We start from the raw sequence: 24,214 nt of genomic DNA on the forward strand, positions 1-24,214 counted from the left end.
GAGGTGTTTATGATGAATATAAAAGAAAAGATCCTAACTGAGTTAAAGAGTGTTTACGATCCTGAATTAAATATAAATGTCGTTGACCTAGGCTTAATTTATAATGTAGAGGTAACAGAAACCACTGATGTTACTATTACCATGACGTTAACAACACCCGGCTGCCCACTCCATGACAGCATAACCAGCGGGGTACGTTATTGTGTGGAAGGAATGGATGAAACTAAAAAAGTTGAAGTAAATCTTGTCTGGGAGCCAGCCTGGTCACCAGACAAAATGACAGCTGAAGGCCTACGATTATTAGGTAGATAAAATACAAAGCGGAAGAGCCTTTAATAGGTCCTTCCGCTTTGTTTATTCTTCATGAATATCAATCTTTAGCCTCTGTTGGCAATACTTCTTTAATTTTCTGTAAGACATTTGTGTCGATATCTTCATCAACTAAAATATGAACCGTTCCTTGATCCTTTTCACTCCTGATCAAGCGGCCAACGCCTTGACGTAAGCGGAGAAGCATATACGGCAAGTCAACTTCCGTAAATGGGTTATCTACACCGGCCTTTTTTGCGGTAAAGACAGGATCATTAGGTGGAAAAGGAAGTGAAAATATCAAGACATTTTCAAGTGATCTTCCCGGAATATCAAGACCTTCCCATAGATGAAGTGAACAAAGTATCGCATGTTCTTCATTCTGAAATTTAGAAACAAGTGTGCTTATTTCTTCATCGCCTTCAAAATAAACTGGATACGGGACTGCTCCTGATAGCTTTTTCTTTAGTTGAGCCAATTCCTCTTTATTATTTAAAAGAACTAATGCGCGTCCCTCTGATTTGCGAATTTCCTCTAAAATATATTCTAATTTCCCTTCAATATCAGCATCTTTAAATTTTGGAAGGTAAAGCTCCATCCTATCATCATAATCAAAAGGAGATGTCACTGAAAAAGATAAGTAGTCATCAACCCCGATACTAGAAGCAATATAGTCGAACGACTTTTGATTTGCTAGCGTCGCAGATGAGAAAATAAACGGCTTTTTCTGAGTGAAAACTTCTTCCCGCATTACTTCCTCGACCATTTTAGGCATAATAACCAGTGTGCGTTCTCCCCCTTTTTCCTCGAACCAAGTGATTCCGTTTAATTCCTGAAGAAAAAGTGATAACGAATAGGTGATTTGCTCCAAATATTCCTCGACAATTTTCAGATCGTACTCATTAATGACATATAACTCACTTTCAAACACTAATTCCTCCTCTAATCCTTGAAGGGTTGAAAGTAACTTTCTGCATGTTTTTAAAACTAATGGATGCTTCGTAATCATTTGTTTTTCAGAACCTTGTGAAAGAGAGGAGAATTGTGAAATCGCATCAAAAAATGCCTCGTTATCTAATAAAGCCTCATCAATCGTATACAAGGTCTTCTCACGTACTTCATTTTCCATTAACCTATTGAGCAGGGTTTCTAATGTATAATCAGTAAACCGGTAGCTCAATGCTTTTTGCGCTGCATATTCAAGCAGGTGTCCTTCATCAAAAACAACGGAAGAATGTTCAGGTAAAAGCGGAAGCTGCCCTTCTCGCTTTCTTGATTCCTTTGTCCAGATATGCTCCATATAAAAATCATGGGAACAGATAATTAAATCCTCTGAATGTCGATAATAATCACGGTGCAAAGTCAGCCCACAGCGATGACGCTTTTCACAAGAAAAACAATCTTGGACAGCATCCCAATTAACTTCACTCCATTTTTCATCTGATAAAGCTGGATAATCTCTTCTGTCACCATATTTTTCAAATGTTTGCATGGAGCCAACAGAATGAACAAAATCAGGCAGTTTTTCATAAATATCTGAAATCTCATCTGAAAAATCAGTATTCCTGGTCAGGTCTAGCTTTTTTAAACAAAGGTATTGATCTCGCGATTTTGCCAAACGGACATCGATATCCAGGCCAAGAATTTTCTCCAACTTTGCGATATCTCCCTCTTTTTTAACCAACTGCTCAATTAAAGTCTCATCCGCACAAGCAATAACAGCCGGACGATTGGTATAGCGTGCATACATTATCGCATAAAGCAAATATACGATGGTTTTTCCCGTTCCAACGCCTGCTTCAGCAAACATTACTTTTTTATCTTTGTAGGCATTTTCAAGTTGAAAAGCCATATATATCTGTTCATCTCTTAGTTCGAATCCAGCTTCAGGCAAAACATCATAAAATAAGTCACCAATCCATTCACCTAATTTATCATAAAAGGACTCAGTTTTTGCAATGTCAAATGGCATGCGTTTTTGCATAGTACCCTCCCCAAAAAACTTTCATGTGTTACCACAAACATAAGTATATTAATCGATTGATTATTCTAGATTCAGTTCATTTTGACGAGGAGGTTTCTTTCCCCAATATTGATAAAGGTCAGTACGAATAAAGCCATTAAATAGCTTTCTCTTCCTTGTCGCTGGCTTTCCATAAAATTGTTCGAACTGTTCATTAGAAGTCAGGATATAAATTGACCATGTATCAAGCGCATTGAATGCTTCACCCATTTCTTTATACATGTGTTCGACCGCTTTTTTATCCCCAAGTCTTTCACCATAAGGTGGATTTCCGACTATGACACCATACTGTTTATTGGTAGAAATATCTTTAACCTGCATTTGCTTGAAATGAATTAAGTCAGCGAATCCGGCTTCAAAGGCGTTTTCTTGGGCAATTTTCACCATTCTATGGTCGATATCAGTGCCTAATATGTCTAATGGTTGATCATAATTTGCAAGGTCCTCTGCTTCATTTCTAGCGTCCTCCCAAATCTTTGAAGAAAACCAATTCCAACGCTCAGAAACAAATTCTCTGTTAAAACCTGGAGCGATATTTTGCCCTATCATCGCCGCTTCAATGGGAATTGTCCCTGAGCCGCAGAAAGGATCCATAAAAGGACGGTCTGCCTTCCAATTGGTAAGTAAGACAAGTGCAGCAGCAAGTGTTTCCTTTAGGGGTGCCTCCCCCTGATCGAGACGATAGCCGCGTTTATGAAGCCCTTGACCACTAGTGTCAATGGTGATTGTAGCAACATCTTTTAATAGTGCCACTTCGATGCGAAAATAAGCACCGGTTTCCTCAAACCAGGTACTTCGTTTATAATGTTGTTTCATTCGTTCTACCACTGCTTTTTTAACAATTGCCTGGCAATCAGAAACACTAAAGAGCTTTGACTTTACAGATTTACCAACCACAGGAAATTCCGCGTCTTCAGGTAAGAATTTTTCCCACGGGAGTGCCTTGGTTTTCTCGAATAATTCATCAAAGGTATAAGCCTTAAATTCTCCGACCTTGATCTTAATTCTGTCCGCTGTTCGGAGCCATAAATTACTGCGGGCTATCGCATATTCATCACCAGTGTAGGTGACTTTGCCATTTTCAACTTCACAGTCATATCCTAATGATCGTACTTCTTTGGCAACTAAAGCTTCAAGTCCCATTGCCGCCGTAGCTATTAATTGATAATTTCCCATTTTTTCACCCTTAATTCATTTGTATGTATGTTTATGTTTAATAAAAATAATCTTAATTCGCTTTCATTATTGACAAAAAGTCGACAACGAATGCAATATGTCTATTAATAATAAAAAGCTCTCCTTATCAGGAGAGCCATTTAATATCCAGCATACTTTCCCATTAATAACGTTCTGTAAGCCATGTTCTGTACCAGTGTACTCCAAACGACACGGGTGTGTCTCGTACTTAGGTGGTAATCATCTATCTACAGGTTCAGATTTGAACCTGTCCTTCTCCTTGTTCAATTCCTAAGAGAAAGTGCCCCTACCATTATTTGGGTTTCTCGCTCGTGGGGTTTACCCGTTCCACCCTTTCCATTTCTGGAAAGGCTACGTCACTGTGGCACTTTTATAGGTATTCATACCATATCCCCAAAAGGACTTAGGTATTTTCCCGGCCGTCAACTGGATGCTAGCCCCAGCTGCCCTAGCTTATGAATTCACTAGGCACGAACACTACGAGCATCTCAGCTCGTGCGAGCATGGACTTTCCTCTGCAAGAATGCAAATGCTTCTCACAGCGATTACCCGAACGTTATTAATGAATACAATTTATTATATGTATTTCACGCTGGTAATTCAATGGTTATTTCTAGGAAATTGTAATACATTCTGTTAATCGTAGAGCTTGTTACCAAAAACATGTTTTTCAAGATTGGATAATCGCTTCAAGATATCAAAATTTGTGGTACCTGCAGGCTGTGCTGCGGGCTGTCTTTTTGAAGTTTCTTCAAGCTGTTTCCGAAGCCGAAGATTTTCCTGTTGAAGATCTTCAACCTCCTGATGAAATGTTGCATAATCTTTAATGATTAAATCCAAAAACTTATCAACGTCTTCTTGTTTATAGCCGCGTACGCCAGTCTTAAACTCTTTTTCTAAAATATCCTTAGCTGTTAATTTCACTTTATCTGACAGCATTCAATTCACCTCAGTATTCGCCAATCACTACCTATTATTTTTTCAAAAATATGTAGTTTTGTCAATTTTCATTTGTTTTGTTAAATTTATGATTTGATAAATCATTTCAATATATGGATTTGTACTTAAAAAAATGACTAATAAGGTTAAAAGTCAGCGAGTTTCATTTGTTCTTCTTCGACAATCATTTGCAAATCATAAAATGTAATCAGCTCAATCGGATATAGATGTTTTTTTTGGTATTCAAGTGCCATTTCATATAGGTATTTTGGGCTCCCATCTCTTTCCTGATCGTAAAGGAGGAGGAGTCCCTCACTTTTTTCTATAAAAAATTGATTTTTCAGCCTAAATTGCCACGGTTTTTCATATCCCTTTTTCGTAACAGAATCAATGAAATCAGCTTGTGCTAAAACTGACTCATACCATTCCTGATTATTTTCCTTCCAAGACGCTTGCTGATCTAAAAATGGCGTTATTACTGCTAGTTTTAGATTTGGAAATTCCATTTTCAATTCAAATACAACCTCAGCTGCCCACAGTTCCACACCTAATTGGCCACTTATCAGCACCCACTCTAGTCCTTCGTCTATCATTGGGATGAGTGATTTTTTAATTGCAGCCTTGAGAAATAATACAGATGGATGGTCATTTTTAAAAATTCCTAATTCATAGGGTTTATAACCTGAAATGGCTAGAACTTTCATATAGAACGTTCTCCTCACCAAGAATTTTTTTTAAAATGGACAAACATTTGAATGAAACAAGCATATCATATTAGTAAATAAAAATTAAAAAACAAGGGCTAAAAAGCCCCTGCAAAATACATTATTTCAATTAACGTCTAGGACCCATGAATGGTCCTGGTGCAAAGCCTGGGCCTCCTGGTCCGAAACCTGGGCCTCCTGGTCCGAAACCTGGGCCTCCTGGGCCAAACCCTGGGCCCCCTGGTCCAAAGCCTGGGCCTCCTGGGCCAAAGCCTGGGCCTCCTGGGCCAAACCCTGGGCCTCCTGGGCCAAACCCTGGGCCTCCTGGTCCAAAGCCTGGGCCTCCCATTCCTGGGGGTACATTTGGTAAAGCATTAGCTGCTGGCATAGCTACTGGCATGGCGGTTGGTGCACATGGGTTACAGCAATCAATATGCTGATTGCAACAATCCTCAGCACACGATGCTGTATGCGGGCAGTAATGTTTATGTTGATACATATGGTGATTCACCGTTGTTGTGTGGACAGGGTGAATATGGGGAACCACTGTTGTTGAAAACGTATGGTTCACAATTTGTTTAGTCGGATGAATGACTGGCGGCATAAAATTAGTTCCAAGATACATATAATAGTCTCCCTTCAAATAGTTGTTTACATTACAGCCTATGTTGAAGGGATTACTCTTGTACTAATGAAAATACCTATTTTTTTGGTTTAATACGTTCATTGCTATGTTTTCAATATTTATATATGTTCAGATATGCCTAGTTTTGCTCAAAAAAGGGCTGCCCACCCTAGACATATGTTTCATTTATAAAAAAGAATAAAAGCTATCTTTTAAACTCGTAAAAATAACTGCAGTCAAACAAACGACAATAAAAAATAAGAATAAAATCGCTTTATACATGTTACCAGCTCCAAATGTTTTGTTAGTCGTTTTTTTTCTCAATCCAATTTCAAATTTTACCTCTTTCAACTATGATAAACAATATGGAAATGCTGGTTTTTTAAATTAATTTTCACTGATTTTGTGGCAATTAGATGAACTTTACAAAAAACAATAGTCAGACCGGTTATTTTGCATTTTTTCGCTCTATCCGGCTATGACGAAATTTGAGTTGTTCTAAGCTTTTTTGATCTGTAATTTTAGGTGGTTTTTCAAATTGGGATACGATCATAATTGCCTTATGACAATAATCCAACGCAAGTTGATAATCTTTTAGCCTATGTTCATGGATCTTGGCTAGCTCCAGGCATGCATCTAACATCATTGGTTTATCACCCGAATCAACAACATCCGAAAACAATTTCCGTGCTTTTTCCCAGTCGCGTTCTTTTTTATGTTGTATAGCTAAAGCATGCTTTGCTTGATAGGAAGTAAAATCACTTCCATTTGCAAGCTTGGTCAAAACTTTTTCTGCTTCATTTTGTTCTCCTAATGAAGCAAACCAGCGCCCTACCTCAAAGGACTCGGGTCTGGTTTGAGAAGTATCTGTTCCACATAGTTGAAAGGTTATATGTGTATACAAGGTAACAAGCGATAAAATATCAATTTCATTATGTTTTAGAATACCAAGCATTCCATTAGGCTGTTTACTATCAATAAACTCAAAGTAAATCATCGGAGCCAAAAAGCCAGGAATGTCATCTACCCTTTCTACGCCAAGGACCTCTTTCTCCACAACAGCTAACTTTAAACGGTCTAATTTATGCTTCCATAGCCTTCTAGCCGCATGAAATAAATCGAAATGCCCAAACTGCGGCAGCTTTGGCACATGTTCTCTTACGAGCGTATGCCTTGTTTTTACCTGCGGCCAATCAAATGACTTCCCATTATAAGTAACCAGCGTTTTATAATTCACTTTTTCTAGAAAGCTTTGATATAAAGGGACCTCTGCCCCCGGATTCGGTAAAATATGTTGTCTTAAGATAAGGGAATCACCAGAAATGCTCGCATAGCCGAGTAAAAAAATCGTGTTTCCGACCCCACCGCCAAGTCCAGTCGTTTCAGTATCAAAAAAGAATAATTCTTCCGCTTGATGCCCTTCTGCTGATAAAGGATGATTTACGGGCTGTTTGTTCCATATATCTACTGCGGTTAGAAAATCACGAAAACAGTAATGACCATGCTGATATGAGAGTGGATATTTCACTTCTCTGATTAAACAGTAATTTTGATCCATAAAATATGGAAAAACGTTTTCTTGCTCCCATTGTTCCTTGAAAGGAACCTCAATGTTAACCGCTAAAGGAGGAGTACTAATTTTTTCAGATTGAACGCCAACAGAAAGATGTGGTTTTAAACGATTTAATTTATTTTTTAACGACATCGCTAATCTTCCTTCTCCTATATTGAGGGTTTTAAAAAGGCTTCAATAATTTTTAAGGTATCATTTTTTGCTGTATCACTAACGGTGTCTGTACCAATACATGAAGGGCAGCCAAATCCGCATTGACAGCGAGTAATCATTTTCTTTGTTTCCTCAAATACTTCCGACATACCTGTGTGTATTTTCTCGCTTAATCCTATCCCACCTGGGTAGCGATCATAAAAGAAAATGGTTGGCTTTTCGTTATGGTCTGCCTTTACTTGCGGAATGACATGAATATCCTGAGGGTCGGCCATTACGAATAAGGGAGCTATATGGTTTAGTGCATGCGCAGTCCCGACAAGACCCTGTTCGAGTCGCTCATGGCCCATTTCTGATATCGGCTGGTTTAAGGAAATCCAGGCCGCATTTGTATGAAGCTCCTCTTCCGGTAATTGGATCGGTCCAGATCCTATATTTTCGTGGGTTTCGAATTTAATTTTCTTAAAAATTGTGGCCATCGCCCTTACACTAACATCCCCATAACCGAATTCAGCATCATCTTTTGATTCAAGTTTGTCTACTTCCAGTACTTTTAATTGAACCGCTAGATTGGCATCAGTATAATAGTCTACATCGACTTCCCTAACGAACGCCTTTTTCTCTTCCCAATCAAGCTTTTCTACCTGGAATTGAGTCCCTTGATGTAAATAAATTGCTTCATCATGGAGAAGCGTCATCGCTGAAAAACGGTCCATTTCGCCAATTACTTTTACATTCGCAACATCTGACTGATCAACGATAATCACGTTCTCTTGTGATGCAGACCTTAAACTAATGTTATGTGCTGGAAAAGAATCATTCATCCAATACCATTTCCCGCCATTATGATAAAGGACACGTTCTTCTGTTAAATATTCTAGTAGTTCCTCTGTTTCTACACTTCCAAAATGCTCACCCGCTTTAAAAGGGAGTTCATAGGCAGCACATTTCATATGATCGATTAAAATAATTAAATTATCAGGATTAATCCTTGCTGTTTCAGGGCTATTGTTAAAAAAGTAATCCGGATTCTGGATGATGTATTGATCTAGGGGACTGGAGCTTGCTACCATAATGACTAGGGCTTCTCCATGCCTTCTTCCCGCTCTTCCAGCCTGCTGCCATGCGCTGGATATCGTACCAGGGTAGCCTGTCATGATACACACTTGCAACTGCCCAATATCCACTCCTAGTTCAAGAGCATTCGTACTGACCACACCGTATATATCACCTGAACGAAGCCCTTTTTCAATCTTCCTTCGTTCGGTTGGGAGATACCCGCCCCGATAGCCCATTATGGATTTTGCTCCCAACTGATTCTTCACTAATTCCTGCAAATAGGTCAAAATGATTTCAACTCTAACTCTGCTTCTCGCAAAAACGATAGTTTGAATTTTATTTTTTAAAAGTTCACCCGCAATTTTCCGAACCTCAAGTGTGGCACTTCTTCTAATGTTTAATGGTTTGTTTACAATAGGTGGATTATAGAATAGAAAATGCTTTGTACCACTAGGGGCCCCATTATTATCAATCAGGTTCATCTTTTCTTCTGTTAGGGTCTCTGCGAGTTCAAGTGGATTAGCAATGGTTGCTGACGTGCAAATAAATACAGGGTTACTCCCATAATACTTACAAATACGTTTTAATCTTCTAATCACATTGGCCACATGACTGCCAAAAACACCTCGATAGGTATGAAGTTCATCGATGACAACAAATTTAAGGTTTTCAAACAAAGAAACCCATTTGGTATGATGTGGCAGGATGGCTGAATGGAGCATATCTGGATTAGTAATAACCACATGCCCCGCTTGTCTCACTCTTTGACGAATATTTGCAGGTGTATCCCCATCATACGTGTAGCTGTTTATATCTACACCCGCTGCTTGAATTATCTCATTGATTTCACTCTTTTGGTCCTGTGCGAGTGCTTTCGTAGGAAACATATAAAGAGCCCGTGTACTTGGATTAGATAGAATCGATTGCAAAACTGGAAGATTATAGCACAGGGTCTTTCCTGAAGCTGTAGGGGTAACAGCGACGATACTTTTTCCCTCAATAATTTTTTCATAGGCCGATTTTTGATGTGTATAAAGTTGTTCAATTCCCTTGCTCTTTAGAGCAGACTTTAAAATCGGATGAAGGTCTCTTGGCATCGGGACTGTTTGGGCCGGCTTTTCCTCGATGGTGTGCCATGTAACGATATTTTCCTTAAATTGATCATTTATTTTTAAGTCTGACAAAATTTCTTGCAGGCTTTTTCTTAGCCTCATGCTTCCTCACCTCATTACTTCTATTTTAACGAATGAACGTTCGTAACAAAAGAAAAAACGACTTTTTTATTTTTTAAATACCTAGTATTTTTTTCCAATGGTAAGAATAACTTTAAATTCTACTTAAACAATAAATATCAATAACATTAAACTATTACTAGAATTTTTGTTACAATAGATAGTAACGGAATCTATATTTGAAGGTGATTGGATGAAAATTGAAGAAATTAAAAGGGTGCTCGCTGATTTTACCCTTTTTCGTGAATTAAATGATTTTGAAATAACAAAAATCTCTGACATTGCTATTGCTAGGGAATGGAAAAAACATAGTCATGTGTTTCTCCAAGGTGACCCGCTTGAAAATGTCTATTTTATTAATGACGGAAAAATTAAAATTTATAAAAGTGACATTAATGGCAAAGAACAAATCGTCGCCATTGCTAAAAAAGGTGAGATGTTTCCCCATGTAGGGTTTTTCAGAAAAGGCGATTACCCAGCCTATGCAGAAGTACTTGAGTCCTCAACACTTATTGCTGTTCCAATTTCAAAATTTGAAACTGTACTGATTGAAAACCCAGAACTATGTATTAAAGTTTTTAAAGTATTAGGAGAAAAAATCGTTGATTTGCAAAATCGTTTAGAAGAACAGATTCTCAATAACACATACGAACAAATTATTAAACTACTGATTCGGCTCGCCCAGAAGCATGGTAAAGAACAAGAAGATGGTACGATCCTATTAAAATCTGAATTCACGAATAAGGATCTTGCCAATATGATCGGCACGACAAGAGAAACCATAAGCAGGACGCTAACAAAAATGAAAAAAGATGAATTAATAGAAGTAGATGAAGAAGGCAACATGATCGTAGATGTTGAAATTCTCATGGAAGAAATTAATCTAATCTAAAACACTAAAAACCGCAGCAAATCTATGCTGCGGTTTTATTATACTTATATAATTGAGACCTGTAGCATATCTTCCATGTCTTCTTTAGCTGTTCCAATCAATTTTAGATTAAAGGTGTCCTGAAGGACCTGTAATACCCCCTCAGAGATAAATTCAGGCGGCTTCGGGCCAATGCGGATATCCTGGATCCCTAAGCTAAATAAACCAAGCAAAATAGCAACTGCTTTTTGTTCAAACCAAGATAACACGATGCTGACTGGAAGTTCATTCACTTCACATCCAAATACATCTGCAAGTGCTAAAGCAATCTTAACAGTTGATCCAGAGTTATTGCATTGACCTAAATCTATATACCGTGGAATATTAGTTCCCGGAACCACACCATAATCCACGTCATTAAAGCGGAATTTCCCACAAGAGGTTGTTAATATAACAGTCTCAGGCGGTAGTGAAGTGGCAAGTTCACGATAATAATTTCCGCCAGGGCCCGGTGCATCACAGCCTGCGATAACAAAGAAACGCTTGATTTTACCGGCTTTGACTGCATCAATTACTTCAGGTGCTAAGCCTAGAACCGTTTCATGATGGAACCCTGTTAACAATGTTTCTTCGGATTCAATTGCTGCTTCAGGAAGCTCTAAAGCTCGGTTAATTAATGGTGTAAAATCATCATTAATAATTTTCTCTACATTTTCAAGACCTGCTACTTCATATGTATACATCCTGTCTGCATATGACCCTTTAATTGGCATTACACAGTTGGTCGTTGCTAGAATCGCACCAGGGAAATTTTCAAAAAGTCGTCGCTGGTCGTACCAAGCTTTTCCGATATTCCCTTTTAGATGAGTATATTTCTTCAATGCTGGATAGCCGTGTGCAGGTAGCATTTCAGAGTGCGTATAGATATTGATACCCTTTCCCTCTGTTTGCTTTAATAGTTCCTCTAAAGCAAATAAGTTGTGACCTGTAACAATAATACATTTTCCTTCAATTTTGTTTTGGCTGACCCGGATTGGCTCAGGGATGCCTAAACGCTTTGTATGAGCTTCATCTAGCATTTCCATTACGCGGACTGCTGATTGGCCAACTTTCATCGCCATGTCGATATGTTCTTGAACATTAAAATTTGAATTCGTTAAAGTCATATAAAGGGCTTCATGAGTGGTGGCATCGACAAAAGGATCTGTATATCCTAATTGATTAGCATGGGTTCGATAGGCCGCAATTCCTTTTAATGCAAAAATAATCGTGTCTTGTAAGCTAGCAATGGTTTCATCCTTACCACACACACCGATGACATTACAGCCGCCAGATGGAGTTTGTTCACATTGATAACAGAACATTTTAGTTCCTCACTTTCGATTTTATTTCTGCTTTACTATACTAATCGCCCTAAAAATTTAATGTGATTTACATCACATTTAAAGCAACTGTAATAAATCGTTCATAAAATTATTGCCATACGATGACGGCACCTACCCAGTTTATCCAGCATATAATAGCGAGTGAAATATTGGAAAGCGAGGGGAACTTAATGTCATCTAAGGTACCGAGTGATAAGAATGACCCTAAAAAGCCGAAAACAGAAGCTTTTGGCGAGTTAATGAAATCGATGAACGACTTTTTCAATGAAAAACCAATCAAAGGCTTTCTACAATCAATCGATGATTTTTTTAAAAGTCCATTTCCATCTGGATCGAGCTTTCATGTTGACACGATTGAAACAGGTGGGGAATACATCATCTCTGCAGAACTGCCAGGGATAAAAAGAGAGCAAATTCATTTAAACATTTCTGGAAATTATTTAACTATTTCTGTAGAAAATAACGAACTTGAAACCGAGGAAGACGAAATCAATCATTTATATCGACGTAAATACTTACGCCAAAAATCATCAAGAACGGTTTCACTTCCGCATACGATTAATGAAGAGAAAGTGAAAGCATCCTATCGTGATGGTTTATTAAAAATCCGCATTCCACAGGAAAAGGGGAAAATTATTGATATCGAAGACTAAATTCCATTTCCCTTCCATATGAAAAGACGGCTAGTAAAAAAGCCGTCTTTTTTATTACGCTTTAAATATTCCACCAAATCCCTTTACAAGTGATGATACTTGGTTAACAGCATTCATCATTTGACCTGCTGTATTCACCATTTTATTTATATCCACCGATCCATCTTGGGACTTGAAGGAATTCATAAACGTTTGGACTCCTCCTGGCTGTTTTGGGGTTGCACTTTGCTTAGGATAAGGGTTCATCACTGGATAACCATTCATGGGCATATACTGTGGTTTTTGAACTATTTCATCCTGTGGCTGTAAAGGGTTCTGGAATAGGAATTGCGAATCCTTTTGCGAAATGGGCTGGCTATTGTATGGCGTATTTTGAGAAACGTAGCCAGGTTGATAGTTTTGCCCATATTGCTGGTACACTGGCGGGTAATAAGGAATTTGTTGATTGGGTTGTTGATAAGCGGTCCAATCATAGTTTTGGGGCTGAGCTTGGTAATGGAAGGGTTGATTACTATTAAAAAGCTGCTGATTCCTGATCTGACCAACTGGACCTTGCTGCATCATTTGCCCCGAGTATTCATAATTGAGGTAATTAGCCGGCCTTTTTTTGCCAAACATGGGCAAACATCTCCTCCGCTTTTTTATCTACTACACATTATGAAGGAGAGAGAGGAAAGGTGATTCTTTTGAAAAAGAATTATAATGTCAAAATGACGAGAATTTTGTCTGAAGTTTAAATATTTTAAAAACTAGGAATCCCTTATTTTCGTGATACGATAGAAAAAAGGATGAAGGAGGAGCTAATAGATATGGACATTCGCGAATTAAAAAGCAAATTTATTCAAAGTCGGGATTATACACCAGATGATGTTAATACATTAATGGATTTTGCTAAGAAAGCGTATATTCAAAACGATATTAACATTAAAGAATATCGTCTTCTTGTCCGTGAACTTGAAAAACAAGGCGCGGTAATACCTGAAACGGATAATGTAAACTCCCTCATCGAACATTCTTAATAATAATTAAAGAGATGCAGCTGCATCTCTTTTCTATTTTTTAATCTCTTTTAATATTTCCAAGAGGAAAAATTCAACTGTACGATTTGCATTTAAAAATCTCGTTTTGCTAGTTTCCGGGAAAAAGGATTGAATTGACAACTGGTCAATATGTTCAGATGTCGTGTCGATTTGCTTTAAATGAAGATGTTTATGGTCCGTTTCAGACAGCCATTTCTTCATGGCATGTTTCCATTGGTCATTTATTTCCTTAACTTCATTTGCAAATGGCTTAATCACTTCATGAAAATCATGCTTGAGCCCTGACTCCCTTCCCTCTAGATAGTACTTCATGAATAAACTATTATAAGCTAAAAGTTTTTCCGTTAATTGGATAATTTCTTCAGACATCTTTTTAATAAACCCTTTCTTTAAAAAATGGCTCTGTTATTCTTGGCTGTTGATTTCCGCTCCAATCAACTTGTGCCAAAATCAGCAATAAGCTTTAACATAGCCTAAAAAATAAAAAGTAGCAAAGATCTTTATGCTACTTTAATCGTTACTATTATTTTATAGGCAATTAATAGCCCAATTCAAGTTGTAAGGCTCTAGACACATGATTTGGATTGGCACAGGCAATCTCTAAATTAGAAATGGAGTTTACTTTATCAATACTCCGTTCAAGTCCCATTAGTTTTTGTTTTGATACGATTAACTTAGCCTGCTCTTTCTTGTCTAAACTTTTGCGCAGGTCTGAGAAGGATGCTCCAAGCACCACTTCCAATTCTTCTAATTGATCGTATATTTCTGACAGCATTGAAATCAACTTTTCCTTATCGGACAATGGCTTATTCATCTATTAAACCCTCCCAGCATTTTCTATTAAGTATAATTATTCTCTTTCTTTTTTCGGCTTCCTTCTACCCTGACAAAACTAGAAGCTATTCGTCAAAGGTAGTGGGAAAATGGCATTTTCCCCCATGTAATTCGACATCGATTAAACCCTGCATGAAAAAATAAAAAAGCGCACAAGCTATTGTTGGAGGTGTTTTTTAATGTCAAAAAATAATAAACAAAACAAAAAGCAGCAAACAGTTCAATCAGATGCAGCAACAAAAACAGGCTACGGTGATAAAAAGCTTGTGGGAGAAAATCGACCTGCCGAATAACAACTAACCAAAGAGCAAGGGACACTTCCCTTGCTTTTTTATTTCCATTTTTTTAGCTGCAAGGTCTTTTGGAGGGCCAACATTAATTGAAGTTGGTTTGATTTAGCAAAGTACCAATCAGTAAGGTGAATGGGGTGACGATGTCGTGCGGGAAGATGCAACCAGGTGGGGGATACTCTGCGTTGCATACTCCAATCCTCATATTTATGTTGATTATGCTTTATAACTGGGAAGCTCACTCGCAAAATCGGGGTTTTCAGGCCAGTTTTTATTTTAAAATATTGTTCATAATCATTTCTTGAACCAGTATGCGGCGTTTTTTCAGCGAATTCATAAAAATATGGAAATAGCCGTGGATGAAAAAGTATGCTAGCTAGTCTTTTACCCAAGTTGATTCTTTTTGAAAGTGATTTGAAACCATTTGCACTTGCCCCATATACTTCTCCCCCACAGGTTGGAAATAGTACACAACTGAAATGAAACCAATCTTGAAAAGAAAAAAGCTTCGATTGGAAAACCTTTTTCTTATATAGAGGGTGATCAATAACCGGTGTTTGAATGACATTTTGTTCATTTATGATTAATGAAGTGGTTAGTCTGTTCTTATCATTTTCTTTCCAATATCGAAACCATTCTTTTTGGATAAACGTAGAAACATGAAAATAAGGGAGTAAATGAAACATTTTTCGATTTAATTTCGTCGAATATTGGTAGACCAATAGCTGTGGATAGACATCATGGAAAATCAACCAATTTGCCCGCTCATAGGTAAGGAAAAGCTGCTTTCTCGTCAAGTCCGTTAGTAATTGAGGAAATATTGACCCTTGGAGGTCACACATATTCCACCCCCCATTCCTAGATACCATGCTTGCTAAGAAAGACCAAATGATATCTGGATGTTTTTTAAAAAAAGAAAAGTATGCTTCAGTCCTTGAGATATTATCGACATTTTTTTTATTGGTTTCATCTTGAATTTGACGAATGATTGTTCGTTCCTGTATTGTAAGATGATTCATATTCATCTTCCCTTAAGTTTTTTTAATAGATTATTAGTACTATGATTGAGTTTAAATCCTTTTATGAAAAATGCATCATGTATAAATTTAGCATTCTCAGTACAATTGTTATTAGAGTGTGTATGCAAATGTATTTTATACACCCCTTTCTCGTCAAGATTTGATATGATAAGGAAGAGTTTGAGAGGTGTAAAACGTGAACTTTAACTATCCAAACGGAAAAAGGTATGTACCAAGAGAACAGAACACAGAAAATATCAATAAAAAAAAGAAAAATGGCTCTTATAGTAACAGAGGAATGACACTTGAGGAAGACTTAAATGAGACAAATGAATATTACCGTGCGAGAAAAGTAGCTGTTATTCATAAAAAACCAACGCCGGTCCAAATTGTCCAGGTTGATTATCCGAACCGTAGTGCTGCTGTAATTAAAGAGGCATATTTCAAACTAGCCTCCACCACGGATTATAATGGTGTTTATAAAGGAAAGTATATTGATTTCGAAGCTAAAGAAACACAGAACCCTTCCTCTTTTCCATTAAAGAATTTCCATCAACACCAGATACAGCATATGGAAGAAGTACTGGATCAAGGAGGTATTTGTTTTGTTATCCTTCGTTTTACAAGATATGAGCAGGTTTTTTTACTCGAAGCAAAACACTTGTTAACATTTTGGAAACGAATGAATAATGGCGGCAGAAAATCGATAACCAAAGAGGAAGTGGAACAACAAGGACATCAGATCCCACTTGGTTTTCAACCGCGAATTGACTATATTAAAATTATAGATAAGTTTCATAATTGAGAGAAGGCTCGAAAGGAAGGAATATTACCATGTCAGAACAGTACCAATCAAGAGAGGAGCGCCGAAAGAAACTCCAAACCAAAGGTAAACCAAAAACCAAGAAAAAATCCGGTGGATTAATAAAGAAAATTTTTCTAACATTAGTGGCCCTTGGTATTATTGGAATACTTTCGGGAGTGGGGACTTTCGCCTACTTAGTAAAGGATGCTCCCGTACTTGACCCAAAATTATTAAAAGATCCAATCCCTTCGAAGATTTTAGATAAAGATGACAAGTTGATTACTGAAGTAGGTGCAGTTAATCGGGAATATGTAAATTACAAAGACATACCACAAGTAGTTGAAAATGCCATTTTGGCAACCGAGGATTACCGTTTCTACAAACACCATGGTATTGACCCGATTAGATTAGGCGGTGCTGTGTTAGCTAATATCCAACATGGATTTGGTTCTGAAGGTGCCAGTACCATCACACAACAAGTGGTTAAAAACTCATTTTTAACTCCTGAAAAAACCTTAAAGCGAAAAGTCGAAGAAGCCTGGCTCTCTTATCAGCTTGAACAGCAATATACTAAACACCAGATTTTCGAGATGTATGTAAATAAGGTTTATGTTTCTGAAAATAGCCATGGTATTGCAACTGCAGCAAAAATCTTTTATGGAAAAGAATTAAAAGATTTATCATTATCAGAGGCTGCCCAAATTGCTGGGATGCCGCAAAGTCCTAATAATTATAATCCTTTTGATCATCCAGATTTAGCTGAAAAGCGACGAAATATCGTCTTAACATTAATGCATCAGCATGGTTATATTTCAAAACAAGAAATGGAAGATGCGAAAAAGGTTTCTGTTAAATCAACTGTATTAAATGAAAAGCAGCGTCAAGTAAAAGAAAAACCATTTGATTCCTTTGTTGATGCTGTTATTGATGAAGTGAAAGAAACGTCTGATTTTGATATCTTTACAGATGGTTTAACGATCCATACGACTCTGGATCCAGATGCGCAATCATATGTAGAAGACATTCTTAATAAATCAGACATTATTGATTATCCAGATGATGAATTCCAAGCTGGGGTTGCTCTCCTTGATACAAAAACTGGAGAAATTCGGGCAATTGGAGGCGGAAGGAACCAAAAAGTAAAACGTGGGTTTAACTATGCCATCGATACACAACGTCAACCAGGTTCAACAATCAAGCCTGTGCTTGATTATGCTCCCGCGATTGAATATTTAAATTGGGGAACTTTTGAAATGATTGAGGATAAACCAATAACCTATTCATCCGGGAAAAAGTTTGGGAACTGGGACCAAAGCTATAAAGGACCGATGACGATTAGAACTGCACTGCAATTATCACGAAACTCACCAGCGGTTCAGGCTCTACAGCAAGTTGGTCTTGATAAAGCCAAAGACTTTGCAATTGGTTTAGGTATTCCTTTAAAAGAAATTTTTGAATCCTACGCAATTGGCGGCTTTAAAACGGGGGTTTCCCCACTTGAAATGGCTGGTGCCTATAGCGCCTTTGGCAATAATGGCATTTATACAAAACCACATGCTATTAGAAAAATCAAGTTGCGTGATGGAACCTTTATTAGCACGGAACCTGAACCAAAAGTGGTAATGAAAGATTCGACCGCTTTTATGATTACCGATATGTTAAAAAGTGTCCTCTTATCTCCTGGGACAGGAACAAGGGCGAAAGTTCCCGGACTTCCAATCGCCGGTAAAACCGGTACAACGAATTATACTGATGAGGAAATACAAAAATGGGGTATTCCGAGCAGCAGGTCCGTTCCTGATGCCTGGTTTACTGGATATACAACTAATTACACTGCGTCTATTTGGACAGGATACAAAAACCGAAGTACACCCATCAACGCGGTCGGAAATAATCAACGTTTAGCCCAATTAATTTTTAAAAACTTAATGGAACATGTATCAAAGGATATAGATACACCTGACTTTACAATGCCAAACAGCGTTCAAAGTGTAAGTATTGAAAGAGGCTCGATGCCGCCGGTATTGGCAAGTAAATATACCCCTGGAAGTCAAGTTATTACTGAGTATGCTGTGAAGGGACATGCACCTAAGCGTGTCTCCCAAAGGTATGACAAGCTGAATGCTCCAAAAAAACTAAATGCCAAATATGATGAAGTAAATAAAAATATTAACTTAACATGGGATTACAATAATTCCAACAATGCAAATGTTACTTTCTCTGTAACGGTAAATAGCGGGACTGGTCAAAAGCAATATAATCAAGCAGGAACATCTTTAAGCATACCTGCGGTACCTGGTACTAAATATTCTTTCACGATTGTAGCAATCAGTGGTGATCGAACAAGTGACCCAGCAACGGCATCTATTGACATACCACTACCTATTCAAGAAGAAAACCCAGGTAATACCAATCCTGGCAATGGTACAAATCCTGGTAACGGTAACGGCAATGGAAACAATGGGAATGGGAATGGGACCGGTAACGGCAATGGAAATGGTACTGGTACTGGGAATGGCAACGGTACTGGTCCTGGTCCTGGTACTGGCGATGGTAACGGTACGGGTAATGGCACAGGAACTGACAACCAAGATGACGGCGTTACTACTCCACCAGATACCCCAGTCGACAATGGGACAGTAGATGGAGCAAATTCAGGTACATCTACAACATTACCCTAACTAAAATGAATAGTAAAAAAGCGTCTAACCTTTAGGTTTAGACGCTTTTTTTAGTATACTTCTTTTCGAATACAGCTTTTCTTGCTCCACCATTAACTCTGATAACTGGCGATAGGAATGATATAGATTAGGTCTAGACATGATAAACACTAACCGTTCTTCCACATTAACAGGTTTAAACTCAAATTTATTAGAGTTAAAAGGTTCATCCAGAGTTGCAGGCACTTCATTTGACCAAGCCAAGAACTGAATAAAAATTAGAATTCCCTTTTCCATCAGCACTTTTGCATTTTCATAATCTCGTTCACGAAATAAAGCTTCGAGTTGGACCTTACTATTTTCCCATTCCTTCAGTAGGTTGGAAATGTTCTCAACCTTTTTATCCATTGATAGAAACCTGACCTTTCATCCGCTTTTTGCCCTCCCTACATAGCTCTACTAGTGGGCAGCTTGGACATTGTGGATTTTGGGCTTTACAATGATAGCGGCCGAAAAATATCAAGCGATGATGTGTAACTGACCATTCGTCTTTTGGAATCTTCCTCATTAATGTTTTTTCCACTTCGAGTACAGAATCCTTCCATCGGCAAATCCCTAGACGCTTACTCACTCTTTCAACGTGAGTATCTACTGCTATAGCAGGTACATTAAAAGCAACGGACACAACTACATTTGCTGTTTTCCTGCCCACACCAGGCAGCTTTGTTAACTCATCACGATCCATTGGGATTTCACCTTTATACTCTTCTAATACCATTCGGGAAAGGCTTTGAATGTTTTTAGCTTTATTTCGGTAAAGGCCAATCGAACGAATGTCGTTTTGTAATTCTTCTAGTGAAACCTCAAGATAATCCTCAGGTGTTTTGTATTTTTCAAATAACGATTTAGTCACTTTATTTACGAGCACATCGGTACATTGTGCCGATAAGGCCACAGCAATGACTAGTTCGAATGGATTTGAATGATTTAATTCACAGTGTGCCTCTGGAAACATCACACCCATTTGATCAAGGCAATAACGGATTTGGGTATTATTCAACATTACAATCACCTACTACTATTAAAATGAATAAAACGAGAGATAATTCCCTCGTTAATCAAGACTATTGTTCTAACCAATTGTAAAAGGGCACAGTCGGTTGATGTGTTTCACCCTTCACAGTTCCTTTAGGTGTTTGCTTTTGACGAAATTTAAGTCCATGGGTTTTCGCTTGCTCTATCGTTTTTATCCCATTTTTCTTCCACTCAAAAAGAATTCTATCAATATACCGGAAGTTTAATTTTCCAGACATTACAGCTTCCCGTAAGGCTGCTTTGATAATAATTGGGTCGTGATGATCATCATCCATCCACATGGCTAGGGATTCACATTCAAATGGAGATAACGGTCGGCCAAATTCCTTCTCAAAACAAGTATAAAGGTCGGTTTCGTCAGCCTTCTTATCAATTTCCTTGTTATCTTTATTATTTTTCAAGAAATGTTCGACAAGTCTTTCCCATAAAGGGATGACAGAATACTTTTCATATCGGATGCCTTCGTTCGTATATTCATCGGTAATTTCGATAAAACCTCTTTGGATCAACCTTCTAAGCATTTCATTACATTCCGAAATGGATATCGTCATTCGTGCCGATAACTCATCTGGTGTAGGAAATTCATGCCCCTTTTCTAAAAAGGTTAGTATATTTAATAAAAGAACTAGTTCATATTCATTTAAATTTAGACTGCGGTATTCAGAAAATAATAATGTTGGAACGGTGATATTACCTTCTTGAATCCATGCTAAAAAGTTTGTTTTCATCATTTGGACACCTCCAGTTAAGTATACCATGAACAAATTATCGGAGTAAGAGATTTAGGCATCCATCTTTGGTAACTAAAAGCAAAAAGCCTGCAGACCTTAGCAGACTTTTACGCTTTTAATTATTGACAATGCTTGATTTGGATGTAACAAATTGGTGGATTCTCTCCACTGCTTTTTCCAATAATTCTAAAGAAGTTGCATAGGAAAGTCGAATGTTATCAGGAGTCCCAAATCCTGAACCAGGGATAACAGCGACCTTAGCATCGACCAGCAAGGCTTCAACAAAAGCATCAACATTTTGATATCCTGTCAATTCAGCAGCTTTCTTTACATTTGGATAAAGGTAAAATGCTCCTTGCGGTTTCACACATGTTACACCGGGAATCGCTACTAGTTTATCAAAAATAATTGTTAATCTTTTTTCAAATGCCTGGCGCATATCTTCTACTGGCTGTTGAGAGCCATTGTAAGCAGCGATTGCTGCATACTGGGCTGTAGTTGTCGGATTAGATGTACTATGGCTTGCGAGGTTTGTCATCGCCTCAATAATTACTTTATTTCCACCCGCGTACCCGATTCTCCAACCTGTCATCGAATGTGATTTAGAAACACCATTAATTACAATGGTTTGGTCTTTAAGTTCAGGAGAAAGTTGTGCGATCGAAACATGTTTATTTTCCCCATAAACTAGCTTTTCATAAATTTCATCTGAAACAATGAGAATATTTTCCTCAAGACAAACTTTGCCTAACTCATAAAGTTCTTCTGCTGTATACAACACACCCGTTGGATTGCTAGGTGAATTTATTATAACAGCTTTTGTATTTTTCGTAATGGCGCTCTTTAATTGTTCTGGGGTTACTTTAAATTGATTTTGCTCTAATCCTTCGATATACACAGGAACGCCGCCTGCTAATTTGACTTGCTCTGGATAGCTGACCCAATATGGAGTAGGGATTATAACCTCATCACCATCATTTAATAGGACTTGAAATAATGTATAAAGAACGTGTTTAGCTCCATTTCCTACAATGATTTCATTCAGTTTATATGTTAACCCTTGGTCCGCTTCAAATTTCTTAATAATTGCTTTTTTTAATGCAGGTAAGCCTGCTGATGGGGTATACTTCGTATGCCCTTCATTCATGGATTGTGACGCAGCATCTAAAATATATTGTGGAGTATTAAAGTCAGGTTCACCTGCTCCCAAACCGATAACGTCTTCCCCTTGTTCCTTTAATTCCTTTGCTTTTGCAGTAATTGCTAATGTTGTTGAAGGTGTAAGTGCCTTCACTCGATTTGCTAATTCCATTACCATAAATATTTCCTCCATTCTCCATCACATCTATAGGTTTTCGATTTTCTTTAGCCATTCACCTGTGTCAAAGTGAACATAGTAATAATTTATTAAATTATTATTAGAACGATAATATATTTCCCACAAGGGGATATTTTTTTCCATGCCAAGTCGCACTGAAATAACCTTTTTAGGACTTTTTTCTTGTAAAAGTTTCTGAATGGCTTCTTCTTTCGATAACCCATCCTTTGCTTTTTTCACGTAAACTTTTTTACTTTTTTCAGGAATCCAAACGATGATTTTTTCACCTTTTTTATTTTTTCCCTCAATGACATTAACAGTTTCTATGCCATTATATATATGAAAATCCTCAACTTCTTTTATAGATATTTCCTTGTTGGCTAGTGCAACCGCTTTTTTCTCTGCAGCTTTAACAGGATCCACAGATGTGAAATACACTTTTATTAATAAACCAAAAATCACTACTATAAATATTACTATAAATATAATCCACTTTTTCATTAAGCACTCACTTCTTTATGTACGATAAATGGTAAAAATCGCTGTATTTTTATCTTCTTGATCAAGTGCCAGTCCAAACATAAGATCTTTTTGCTTCAAGGTTCGATTAAGGGCATCAACAATTTTATACAAATCCGGACTGTGCTGGATTTTTACTGTTGATAACACTTCAATTTTACTTTCCATCCCTTTTCCTCCAATATTTGCCTATTTCTCTACAATAATTGATAAATCTCAACCATTATTATAACAGGTGGAAGCAAAAAGCGGGTCAGTGATTATATGAATTTTTCTAATTTTTTCTTAGTTATCCTCTTCAACAGGGATCGTTATTACTTCATAGTTTGAATCGGTGAATTTTATCGTGACGGTACCATGTTTTTTGGTAGTATAGATTTCTGACCAAGTTTCATGGAGATCGACAAGAATGTCAGGGTCATGCTCCTCTTCTCCTGGTGCAAATAGAATCGAAATTTGCGGATTTAAATACTGGATTAATTTTTCAGATAAAGAGTCATCCATTGCACAATTAGGAATCTTAAAAACATTAATATTCTCCAAATTCTTCTTCATCAAGGTTTCCTCCGCATGTGGTGTAAATGAAGTCATAAGGAAAATGCGGTGATTAAAAAAATCTAGTGTCAAATCCATGCCCTCATTGGGTTCATTTCCAACAAATTCGACCACTGCAGTCAATTCCGGAAGAATGGTTTTTTTTGTGCCCTCACCCCAGGTGACGACTGCAGGTTTATTTGGTAATCTTAGTTTATTTGTTATTTGGGTAGATAACTCCAGTGTTGTAATAATTTCTTTAATACTATACTTCGTTATTAGCCTATTCATTTGTTTTTCTGAAAGCTCTAGTTCGTTCTTTGTAAGAATTAGCTTCGAAATTTCCTTCACATCGTAAAGATAAAGCCATCCTTCCAATTCTGCATCTGTCTTTTTCCCACCGGCATTTACCAAGATATTTTCACCATTTGAGCCTTGAATAAGGGTTGAATCACCTTCTGACAGGCCTAAAAAAGTAACAGCAACTTCATGATCCTTAATATTTAAATCAATGTTTTCAATATTATTTAAAGTAGTCGTCTTTGATGCCTCTACCATGAGTGTCGATTGAATGAATATGGCCATTATTAATAGTAAGGTTCTCATGACACACCTCCCATAATATAGGATGTGTTTTTTACCAAAT

General features: G+C 37.5%; 25 protein-coding genes and 1 other RNA gene. 6 read left to right on the top strand and 20 right to left on the bottom strand.

What is annotated here, in order from left to right:
- The first annotated feature begins 12 nt into the window (after positions 1–12).
- The gene (locus CCK98_RS23275; protein WP_088088751.1) at positions 13–312 is read left to right on the top strand and encodes a metal-sulfur cluster assembly factor; all 300 of its coding nucleotides are present in this window, start codon (positions 13–15) and stop codon (positions 310–312) included.
- A 58-nt stretch (positions 313–370) separates the two neighbouring features.
- On the opposite strand, the gene CCK98_RS23280 is transcribed toward CCK98_RS23275, so the two are convergent.
- The 8 genes from CCK98_RS23280 to CCK98_RS23315 all read right to left on the bottom strand — a co-directional run bounded on the left by CCK98_RS23280 (position 371) and on the right by CCK98_RS23315 (position 9,796).
- Entirely contained in the window at positions 371–2,293 is a 1,923-nt protein-coding gene (locus tag CCK98_RS23280; protein ID WP_088088752.1) for an ATP-dependent DNA helicase, read from the bottom strand.
- Positions 2,294–2,353: 60 nt separating this feature from the next.
- The gene (locus CCK98_RS23285) at positions 2,354–3,508 is read right to left on the bottom strand and encodes a class I SAM-dependent RNA methyltransferase (protein ID WP_088088753.1); all 1,155 of its coding nucleotides are present in this window, start codon (positions 3,506–3,508) and stop codon (positions 2,354–2,356) included.
- A gap of 172 nt (positions 3,509–3,680) precedes the next feature.
- Positions 3,681–4,086, bottom strand: an RNA gene (gene rnpB, locus CCK98_RS23290) — RNase P RNA component class B.
- A 79-nt stretch (positions 4,087–4,165) separates the two neighbouring features.
- A complete protein-coding gene (gene gpsB, locus CCK98_RS23295) occupies positions 4,166–4,468 on the bottom strand; it encodes a cell division regulator GpsB (RefSeq protein ID WP_088088754.1) in 303 nt (100 codons plus the stop codon).
- A gap of 146 nt (positions 4,469–4,614) precedes the next feature.
- Positions 4,615–5,172, bottom strand: coding sequence for a DUF1273 domain-containing protein (locus CCK98_RS23300; RefSeq protein WP_088088755.1), 558 nt, complete (start codon positions 5,170–5,172; stop codon positions 4,615–4,617).
- 130 nt (positions 5,173–5,302) lie between these two features.
- On the bottom strand, positions 5,303–5,797 hold the full coding sequence (locus CCK98_RS23305) for a CotD family spore coat protein (protein ID WP_088088756.1): 495 nt from the start codon (positions 5,795–5,797) through the stop codon (positions 5,303–5,305).
- A 448-nt stretch (positions 5,798–6,245) separates the two neighbouring features.
- Complete coding sequence (locus tag CCK98_RS23310) at positions 6,246–7,502, bottom strand: ribonuclease H-like domain-containing protein (protein ID WP_088088757.1); 1,257 nt, start codon at positions 7,500–7,502, stop codon at positions 6,246–6,248.
- A 17-nt stretch (positions 7,503–7,519) separates the two neighbouring features.
- A complete protein-coding gene (locus tag CCK98_RS23315; RefSeq protein WP_088088758.1) occupies positions 7,520–9,796 on the bottom strand; it encodes a DEAD/DEAH box helicase in 2,277 nt (758 codons plus the stop codon).
- Between the two features lie 211 nt (positions 9,797–10,007).
- On the opposite strand from CCK98_RS23315, the gene CCK98_RS23320 reads away from it, so the two are divergent.
- The gene (locus CCK98_RS23320) at positions 10,008–10,706 is read left to right on the top strand and encodes a Crp/Fnr family transcriptional regulator (protein WP_088088759.1); all 699 of its coding nucleotides are present in this window, start codon (positions 10,008–10,010) and stop codon (positions 10,704–10,706) included.
- Between the two features lie 44 nt (positions 10,707–10,750).
- Here CCK98_RS23320 and hcp read toward each other — a convergent pair whose 3' ends face one another.
- Positions 10,751–12,049, bottom strand: a complete 1,299-nt coding sequence (gene hcp, locus CCK98_RS23325; RefSeq protein WP_088088760.1) for a hydroxylamine reductase — start codon at positions 12,047–12,049, stop codon at positions 10,751–10,753.
- Between the two features lie 191 nt (positions 12,050–12,240).
- Between hcp and CCK98_RS23330 the strand changes: the two genes are divergently transcribed.
- Entirely contained in the window at positions 12,241–12,723 is a 483-nt protein-coding gene (locus CCK98_RS23330) for an Hsp20/alpha crystallin family protein (RefSeq protein WP_088088761.1), read from the top strand.
- A 54-nt stretch (positions 12,724–12,777) separates the two neighbouring features.
- On the opposite strand, the gene CCK98_RS23335 is transcribed toward CCK98_RS23330, so the two are convergent.
- Complete coding sequence (locus CCK98_RS23335; RefSeq protein ID WP_088088762.1) at positions 12,778–13,341, bottom strand: YppG family protein; 564 nt, start codon at positions 13,339–13,341, stop codon at positions 12,778–12,780.
- Positions 13,342–13,532: 191 nt separating this feature from the next.
- Between CCK98_RS23335 and yppF the strand changes: the two genes are divergently transcribed.
- Complete coding sequence (gene yppF, locus CCK98_RS23340; RefSeq protein WP_088088763.1) at positions 13,533–13,742, top strand: YppF family protein; 210 nt, start codon at positions 13,533–13,535, stop codon at positions 13,740–13,742.
- Between the two features lie 33 nt (positions 13,743–13,775).
- Here the strand turns inward: yppF and CCK98_RS23345 are convergent, their stop codons facing one another.
- The 3 genes from CCK98_RS23345 to CCK98_RS23355 all read right to left on the bottom strand — a co-directional run bounded on the left by CCK98_RS23345 (position 13,776) and on the right by CCK98_RS23355 (position 15,906).
- Positions 13,776–14,132, bottom strand: coding sequence for a DUF1798 family protein (locus CCK98_RS23345; protein ID WP_088088764.1), 357 nt, complete (start codon positions 14,130–14,132; stop codon positions 13,776–13,778).
- 169 nt (positions 14,133–14,301) lie between these two features.
- Positions 14,302–14,577 (bottom strand): hypothetical protein, encoded by a 276-nt coding sequence (locus tag CCK98_RS23350; RefSeq protein ID WP_088088765.1) that lies wholly within the window; start codon positions 14,575–14,577, stop codon positions 14,302–14,304.
- 351 nt (positions 14,578–14,928) lie between these two features.
- A complete protein-coding gene (locus tag CCK98_RS23355) occupies positions 14,929–15,906 on the bottom strand; it encodes a DUF2515 domain-containing protein (RefSeq protein ID WP_088088766.1) in 978 nt (325 codons plus the stop codon).
- 196 nt (positions 15,907–16,102) lie between these two features.
- Between CCK98_RS23355 and recU the strand changes: the two genes are divergently transcribed.
- Both recU and CCK98_RS23365 read left to right on the top strand, forming a co-directional pair.
- On the top strand, positions 16,103–16,711 hold the full coding sequence (recU, locus tag CCK98_RS23360; RefSeq protein WP_088088767.1) for a Holliday junction resolvase RecU: 609 nt from the start codon (positions 16,103–16,105) through the stop codon (positions 16,709–16,711).
- Between the two features lie 29 nt (positions 16,712–16,740).
- Complete coding sequence (locus tag CCK98_RS23365; protein WP_088088768.1) at positions 16,741–19,392, top strand: transglycosylase domain-containing protein; 2,652 nt, start codon at positions 16,741–16,743, stop codon at positions 19,390–19,392.
- 24 nt (positions 19,393–19,416) lie between these two features.
- Here CCK98_RS23365 and CCK98_RS23370 read toward each other — a convergent pair whose 3' ends face one another.
- The 7 genes from CCK98_RS23370 to CCK98_RS23400 form a co-directional block, all read right to left on the bottom strand.
- Complete coding sequence (locus CCK98_RS23370; RefSeq protein ID WP_088088769.1) at positions 19,417–19,779, bottom strand: YpoC family protein; 363 nt, start codon at positions 19,777–19,779, stop codon at positions 19,417–19,419.
- Positions 19,772–20,434: an endonuclease III gene (gene nth, locus CCK98_RS23375; RefSeq protein WP_088088770.1), complete on the bottom strand. Its 663-nt coding sequence runs from the start codon at positions 20,432–20,434 to the stop codon at positions 19,772–19,774. The genes CCK98_RS23370 and nth overlap by 8 nt, the downstream gene beginning before the upstream one ends.
- A gap of 61 nt (positions 20,435–20,495) precedes the next feature.
- Positions 20,496–21,197 carry a DnaD domain-containing protein gene (locus CCK98_RS23380; protein ID WP_179195912.1) on the bottom strand — a complete coding sequence of 234 codons (702 nt, stop codon included), beginning with the start codon at positions 21,195–21,197 and terminating at the stop codon, positions 20,496–20,498.
- A 115-nt stretch (positions 21,198–21,312) separates the two neighbouring features.
- Positions 21,313–22,509, bottom strand: a complete 1,197-nt coding sequence (locus tag CCK98_RS23385; RefSeq protein WP_088090527.1) for a pyridoxal phosphate-dependent aminotransferase — start codon at positions 22,507–22,509, stop codon at positions 21,313–21,315.
- Between the two features lie 33 nt (positions 22,510–22,542).
- Entirely contained in the window at positions 22,543–23,016 is a 474-nt protein-coding gene (locus CCK98_RS23390) for a DUF5590 domain-containing protein (RefSeq protein ID WP_088088771.1), read from the bottom strand.
- 15 nt (positions 23,017–23,031) lie between these two features.
- A complete protein-coding gene (locus tag CCK98_RS23395) occupies positions 23,032–23,202 on the bottom strand; it encodes a YpmA family protein (RefSeq protein ID WP_088088772.1) in 171 nt (56 codons plus the stop codon).
- Between the two features lie 117 nt (positions 23,203–23,319).
- Positions 23,320–24,174 (bottom strand): ATP-dependent DNA helicase, encoded by an 855-nt coding sequence (locus CCK98_RS23400; RefSeq protein WP_088088773.1) that lies wholly within the window; start codon positions 24,172–24,174, stop codon positions 23,320–23,322.
- Positions 24,175–24,214 lie beyond the last annotated feature (40 nt).

The sequence above is a fragment of the Bacillus sp. OV166 genome (genome assembly GCF_900177675.1).
Classification (GTDB): domain Bacteria; phylum Bacillota; class Bacilli; order Bacillales; family Cytobacillaceae; genus Neobacillus.

Coding starts and splice junctions, on each gene's coding strand:
- CCK98_RS23275 (WP_088088751.1), top strand. CDS start 13: ATGAATATAAAAGAAAAGATCCTAACTGAGTTAAAGAGTGTTTACGAT.
- CCK98_RS23280 (WP_088088752.1), bottom strand. CDS start 2,293: ATGCAAAAACGCATGCCATTTGACATTGCAAAAACTGAGTCCTTTTAT.
- CCK98_RS23285 (WP_088088753.1), bottom strand. CDS start 3,508: ATGGGAAATTATCAATTAATAGCTACGGCGGCAATGGGACTTGAAGCT.
- gpsB (WP_088088754.1), bottom strand. CDS start 4,468: ATGCTGTCAGATAAAGTGAAATTAACAGCTAAGGATATTTTAGAAAAA.
- CCK98_RS23300 (WP_088088755.1), bottom strand. CDS start 5,172: ATGAAAGTTCTAGCCATTTCAGGTTATAAACCCTATGAATTAGGAATT.
- CCK98_RS23305 (WP_088088756.1), bottom strand. CDS start 5,797: ATGTATCTTGGAACTAATTTTATGCCGCCAGTCATTCATCCGACTAAA.
- CCK98_RS23310 (WP_088088757.1), bottom strand. CDS start 7,502: ATGTCGTTAAAAAATAAATTAAATCGTTTAAAACCACATCTTTCTGTT.
- CCK98_RS23315 (WP_088088758.1), bottom strand. CDS start 9,796: ATGAGGCTAAGAAAAAGCCTGCAAGAAATTTTGTCAGACTTAAAAATA.
- CCK98_RS23320 (WP_088088759.1), top strand. CDS start 10,008: ATGAAAATTGAAGAAATTAAAAGGGTGCTCGCTGATTTTACCCTTTTT.
- hcp (WP_088088760.1), bottom strand. CDS start 12,049: ATGTTCTGTTATCAATGTGAACAAACTCCATCTGGCGGCTGTAATGTC.
- CCK98_RS23330 (WP_088088761.1), top strand. CDS start 12,241: ATGTCATCTAAGGTACCGAGTGATAAGAATGACCCTAAAAAGCCGAAA.
- CCK98_RS23335 (WP_088088762.1), bottom strand. CDS start 13,341: ATGTTTGGCAAAAAAAGGCCGGCTAATTACCTCAATTATGAATACTCG.
- yppF (WP_088088763.1), top strand. CDS start 13,533: ATGGACATTCGCGAATTAAAAAGCAAATTTATTCAAAGTCGGGATTAT.
- CCK98_RS23345 (WP_088088764.1), bottom strand. CDS start 14,132: ATGTCTGAAGAAATTATCCAATTAACGGAAAAACTTTTAGCTTATAAT.
- CCK98_RS23350 (WP_088088765.1), bottom strand. CDS start 14,577: ATGAATAAGCCATTGTCCGATAAGGAAAAGTTGATTTCAATGCTGTCA.
- CCK98_RS23355 (WP_088088766.1), bottom strand. CDS start 15,906: ATGAATCATCTTACAATACAGGAACGAACAATCATTCGTCAAATTCAA.
- CCK98_RS23365 (WP_088088768.1), top strand. CDS start 16,741: ATGTCAGAACAGTACCAATCAAGAGAGGAGCGCCGAAAGAAACTCCAA.
- CCK98_RS23370 (WP_088088769.1), bottom strand. CDS start 19,779: ATGGATAAAAAGGTTGAGAACATTTCCAACCTACTGAAGGAATGGGAA.
- nth (WP_088088770.1), bottom strand. CDS start 20,434: ATGTTGAATAATACCCAAATCCGTTATTGCCTTGATCAAATGGGTGTG.
- CCK98_RS23380 (WP_179195912.1), bottom strand. CDS start 21,197: ATGATGAAAACAAACTTTTTAGCATGGATTCAAGAAGGTAATATCACC.
- CCK98_RS23385 (WP_088090527.1), bottom strand. CDS start 22,509: ATGGAATTAGCAAATCGAGTGAAGGCACTTACACCTTCAACAACATTA.
- CCK98_RS23390 (WP_088088771.1), bottom strand. CDS start 23,016: ATGAAAAAGTGGATTATATTTATAGTAATATTTATAGTAGTGATTTTT.
- CCK98_RS23395 (WP_088088772.1), bottom strand. CDS start 23,202: ATGGAAAGTAAAATTGAAGTGTTATCAACAGTAAAAATCCAGCACAGT.
- CCK98_RS23400 (WP_088088773.1), bottom strand. CDS start 24,174: ATGAGAACCTTACTATTAATAATGGCCATATTCATTCAATCGACACTC.